Below are 4,645 nucleotides of genomic sequence, written 5' to 3'. Positions count from 1 at the left end.
AAAATTATCTAAAAAAAAGAGGGTACACTTTAAAATGTATCCTCTAAGACTGCCATTTCTTAACTAAATGACATTGCGCGATTGCCCGTTTTTTTTCATAGAATTTTGGGGATGCGGACGCAAAACGCTCCCTCGATTTCATGATGGATCACGCCGTTGTTTTGCATCGCCCGCAGCGAAGCCGGATTGTCCTTGTGCACCGATAAATAAATCTCGTCTTCCGCGATTTGCGGGGAGATGCGCTCGATCAGCAGACGCAGCCCTTCGCTGGCGTAGCCGCGGCGGCGAAATGGAGGCGCGATGCCAAAGCCGACATGCCCGGGACCGGCGCGCAAAAAGTCGTTGAGCGTATGCCGGAAATTGAACAAGCCGACATACTCCCCTTCGTCGTTGACGAGAACGAACACCGTGTCGGGAACGAATCCTTCGGGCAGGCCGATTCCGTGCTCATAGCCTTTGCGCGTTTGCACGTAATCAATAAACTGATCGAAAGAATAGCCGTACGCCAAGTTCACAAACCCGTTTTCATCGGCTTCGAACGCGGTTTGGAGCGCGTACGCCTTTTTCATATCCGCCTCCCACAATTTAACGAGCTTCATTTTCGTTTTCTCCTGTCCATATTTCCATGGAACGGCCGGCGCGGGCGAACCGGCTCCACTTTCGATTATATCTGGGCTGCCCGCGTTTTTGCCTTTCCGCCACCACGATCGTCTTTTTGGCGTTTTCCACCATCGCCTCGTTGACGGATGCCTCGCGCGCGCTCCAGTAAACGAAGCGTTCGTCAAAGGCGTCGCAGCCAAGCACCGCCAAATCCGCCGTCTGCCGGCGTACGCTGGCGGCCGCGTCCTCGCCAGCCAGCACGTGATTGACTAGCTCGCCGCCGGTCACCAGCACAGTCCGGTGCGCGTACGTGGGCAAGGTCATGATCGTCCCGTTGTTTGTGACGACGCGGGTGTGGACATTTGGCGGAATATAGCTGAGCACGTCGAGGGCCAGCAAGCTGCCGTTGATGAACACGGTGTCGCCGTCGCGAATTTGCCGGGCGACTTGACGTGCGATTTCGACCCGCTCACTCATTTCGGACGCGGCGCGCAGGGCGTCCATGTCTTGTTGAAAAGCCATCCATTCCGCTTCCCATGCTTGTTTTGCCATTATATCGCCTTCTTTCTTTTTGAATGGGTTTATCGTTTATTATAGACGTTTTGTCGTGTGTCGAAAAGAAAAAGAGCGGAATGTCCGCTCTTCGTAGGCTTATTTCAAATGCCAAATGTCTTCGTTGTACTGCAAAATCGTGCGGTCGCTGGAGAAGTAGCCGGCTTGCGCGATGTTGACAAGCATCTTCTTCGCCCAGTCCAGACGATTTTCGTACGCGTCCATGATTTTTTGTTTTTCGGCGACATACGCTTCGAAGTCGAGCAAGGTCATGAACCAGTCTTTGTTAATGAGGTCGTCATGCACGGCTTGCAGCAGCGCCGGATTGCCAATCGCTTTCATGGCGTCGCTTGTAATGAAGTCGACAGCCTGGCGGATGCGCTCGCTGTTTTCATAGAAATGGCGCGAGCAATAGTCGTGGTTTTTATAATGGTCGATGACTTCGTCGGCTTTGGCGCCAAAGATGAAAATGTTGTCCAAGCCGACAAGATCGTGGATTTCCACGTTGGCTCCATCGTCCGTTCCTAGCGTGACGGCGCCGTTAAGCATGAATTTCATGTTGCTTGTGCCGCTCGCCTCTTTGGACGCCAGCGAGATTTGTTCCGAGATGTCCGCGGCCGGAATGAGTTTTTCGGCTTTGGTGACATTGTAGTTTTCGACCATAACGACGCGCAAATGCTTGCGGACGTCCGGATCGCTGTCGATCAGCTGCTGGAGCGTCAAAATGACGTGGATGATGTCTTTGGCCAAAATGTAGGCCGGCGCGGCTTTGGCGCCGAAAATGCACGTAATCGGGCGTTTTGGCACGAAGCCGTTTTTGATTTTCAAATACTCGTCGATGATGTACAGCGCGTTCATTTGCTGGCGCTTGTACTCATGCAGACGTTTGATTTGAATGTCGTAAATCGAATGCTCGTCGATGTCCACGTTTTGCTGCTCTTTCAAGTATTTGGCGAGCTGTCTTTTCTTGATCGCTTTGATGTCGAGCAGTTGTTCAAGAACTTTTTTGTCGTCTTTGAACTGGAGCAGTTTTTGCAGCTCCACCGCGTCTTTTTTGTAACCTTCGCCAATGTGCTCGTCCAAAAATTTCGTCAGCTCCGGATTGGCTTCGAACAACCAGCGCCGGAACGTGATTCCGTTGGTTTTGTTGTTGAATTTATTCGGATACAGTTCGTAGAAGCTGTGCAGCTCCTCGTTTTTCAAAATATCGGTATGGATCGCGGCGACGCCGTTGGTCGATTGCGAGAAATGGATGTCCATGCTGGCCATGTGGACGCGCCCGTCGTTGTCGATTACGAAGGTCGCCTCGTCCTGGCTTCTCGTCTTGGCGATTTCGTCCAGTTTTCGAATAATTGGGACGAGCTGCGGCACGATTTCCTCCAAATAGGCGATTGGCCACGTTTCAAGCGCCTCGGCCAAAATGGTGTGGTTCGTGTAGGCGGTCGTCTTTTCGACTTCGGCCACGGCTTCCTCGAAGTCGAGCCCTTCCGCCGTCAGCAGGCGGATGAGTTCCGGAATCACCATCGAAGGATGGGTGTCGTTGATTTGGATCACGACATATTTGTGCAAGTCGCGCAAGTCGATGTTTTTCGCTTTCAAATCCGCGATGATCATTTGCGCCGCACTCGACACGAGGAAGTACTGCTGGTAAATGCGCAGCTTTCTTCCGTCGTCGTCGCTGTCGTCCGGATACAAAAACAGCGTCAGGTTTTTCTCAATGTCTTTTTTATCGAAGCCGATTCCGGATTCCACGATCGTTTCGTCCACCGTGTCCAAATCGAACAGCTTTAGCGTGTTCACTTTGCCGTTGTAGCCCGACACTTCGATTTCGTACAGGCGGCTTGGCAGCGTCACGTTTTTAAACGGCACCTCGAACGTCACGTCGGTTTTGTTCAGCCAGCTGTTGTCCGACAGCCAAGGATTCGGATATTCCTTTTGCTCGTTGTGTTCGAATTTTTGCAAAAACAAGCCAAGGTGGTAGTTGAGTCCGACCCCATCTGCCGGCAGGTCCAGCGTCGTAATCGAGTCCATGAAGCAGGCGGCCAGCCGGCCCAGCCCGCCGTTACCTAGCGATGGCTCCAGTTCGACTTCTTCGATGGCGCTTAGCGATTTTCCGTTCTTTTCCAGAATTTCTTTGACGTCATGGTAAATTTTCAAATTGATCAAATTGTTCGACAGTAACTTTCCAATCAAAAATTCCGCAGAAATATAATAGAGTTTTTTCTTTCCCTCTACGCGCGGCGCTTTGTCGAGCTGTTTTTTCACGTAGTTCAACAGCATCACATAACACTCTTTGTCATCGAGTTCAGCAATCGCCCGATCAAACATGGCCAGGGAATATTCCTCGAGAATATCTTCTAGTTTCATAAAAAACCTCCAATTTGAACCTATGATAACCTTTTCACAAGGCATTTACCAACGCATTTGCCCGATTCGCCTCCCATTTTCGTTATGAAATTGTGGGAAACTATGTTATACTTTTAACCATCTATAATAAAAGGGAGATCACTATGCACTTGACAATACCAAAAGATTACGATCCCGTCCTGTCCGTTCGCGACACGCAGGAGGCGATCAAATACATCCGCGACACGTTTCAAAAGGAGCTTGGAAAAGAGCTGAATCTTTCCCGTATCTCGGCTCCGCTGTTTGTCGAAAAGAGCTCGGGTCTGAACGACGACTTGAACGGAAGCGAAAAAGCGGTCAGCTTTACAATGAAGGAAATGGGCGACGAAACGATCGAGGTCGTCCACTCGCTGGCGAAGTGGAAGCGAATGGCACTGAAAAAATACGGCTTCGCGATGCACGAAGGCTTGTATACGAACATGAACGCGATCCGCAAGGACGAGGAGCTGGACAACTTGCACTCGGCTTACGTCGACCAGTGGGACTGGGAAAAAGTCATTGACGAAAGCGAGCGCAATGTCGAAACCTTGAAAGCGCATGTGGAAACGATCTTTAAGGTCATCAAGCATATGGAACACGAAGTATGGTACAAATATCCCCAAGCCGTCAACCACCTGCCGGACAAGATCCACTTTGTCACCAGCCAGCAGCTGCTTGACATTTATCCCAACCTCGATCCGCGCGAGCGCGAAAACGCCATCACGAAAGAGCTGGGCTGCGTGTTTGTCATGAAAATCGGCGGACGGCTAAGCGACGGTCAAAAGCACGATGGAAGAGCGCCGGACTACGACGACTGGCAGCTTAACGGCGACATCTTGTTTTGGTACGAGCCGCTTCAGCAGGCTCTGGAAATTTCGAGCATGGGTGTGCGCGTCGACGAGAAAGCACTGCACGAGCAGCTGGAAATCGAAGACTGTCTGGAGCGCGAAGAGCTTCCGTTCCACGCGGCGATTTTGAACAAGGAGCTACCGTACACGATTGGCGGAGGCATTGGCCAGTCCAGACTGTGCATGCTGCTGCTGAAAAAAGCGCACATCGGCGAGGTGCAGGCAAGCTTGTGGCCGCAGGAAATGATCGACCTTTGCGA

General features: G+C 51.4%; 4 protein-coding genes. 1 reads left to right on the top strand and 3 read right to left on the bottom strand.

Annotated elements, in window-relative coordinates; genetic code table 11:
• Positions 1-95 precede the first annotated feature (95 nt).
• The 3 genes from ABNS49_RS13570 to ABNS49_RS13560 form a co-directional block, all read right to left on the bottom strand.
• Positions 96-599, bottom strand: coding sequence for a GNAT family N-acetyltransferase (locus ABNS49_RS13570; RefSeq protein ID WP_135981374.1), 504 nt, complete (start codon positions 597-599; stop codon positions 96-98).
• Positions 586-1,152: a hypothetical protein gene (locus ABNS49_RS13565; protein WP_135981373.1), complete on the bottom strand. Its 567-nt coding sequence runs from the start codon at positions 1,150-1,152 to the stop codon at positions 586-588. Before ABNS49_RS13565 ends, ABNS49_RS13570 begins: the two co-directional genes overlap by 14 nt.
• 99 nt (positions 1,153-1,251) lie before the next feature.
• A complete protein-coding gene (locus ABNS49_RS13560; RefSeq protein ID WP_135981372.1) occupies positions 1,252-3,519 on the bottom strand; it encodes a glycogen/starch/alpha-glucan phosphorylase in 2,268 nt (755 codons plus the stop codon).
• Positions 3,520-3,662: 143 nt separating this feature from the next.
• On the opposite strand from ABNS49_RS13560, the gene asnA reads away from it, so the two are divergent.
• On the top strand, positions 3,663-4,645 hold a 983-nt coding region (gene asnA, locus ABNS49_RS13555), incomplete at its 3' end, for an aspartate--ammonia ligase (RefSeq protein WP_348688281.1).

Source organism: uncultured Dubosiella sp. (assembly GCF_964018005.1).
Classification (GTDB): domain Bacteria; phylum Bacillota_I; class Bacilli_A; order Erysipelotrichales; family Erysipelotrichaceae; genus Dubosiella; species Dubosiella muris.
This window is presented reverse-complemented; position numbering and strand designations above follow the sequence as displayed.

Excerpts from the sequence above, each read along its gene's own strand:
- ABNS49_RS13570 (WP_135981374.1), bottom strand. The coding sequence starts at position 599 with ATGAAGCTCGTTAAATTGTGGGAGGCGGATATGAAAAAGGCGTACGCG.
- ABNS49_RS13560 (WP_135981372.1), bottom strand. The coding sequence starts at position 3,519 with ATGAAACTAGAAGATATTCTCGAGGAATATTCCCTGGCCATGTTTGAT.
- ABNS49_RS13565 (WP_135981373.1), bottom strand. The coding sequence starts at position 1,152 with ATGGCAAAACAAGCATGGGAAGCGGAATGGATGGCTTTTCAACAAGAC.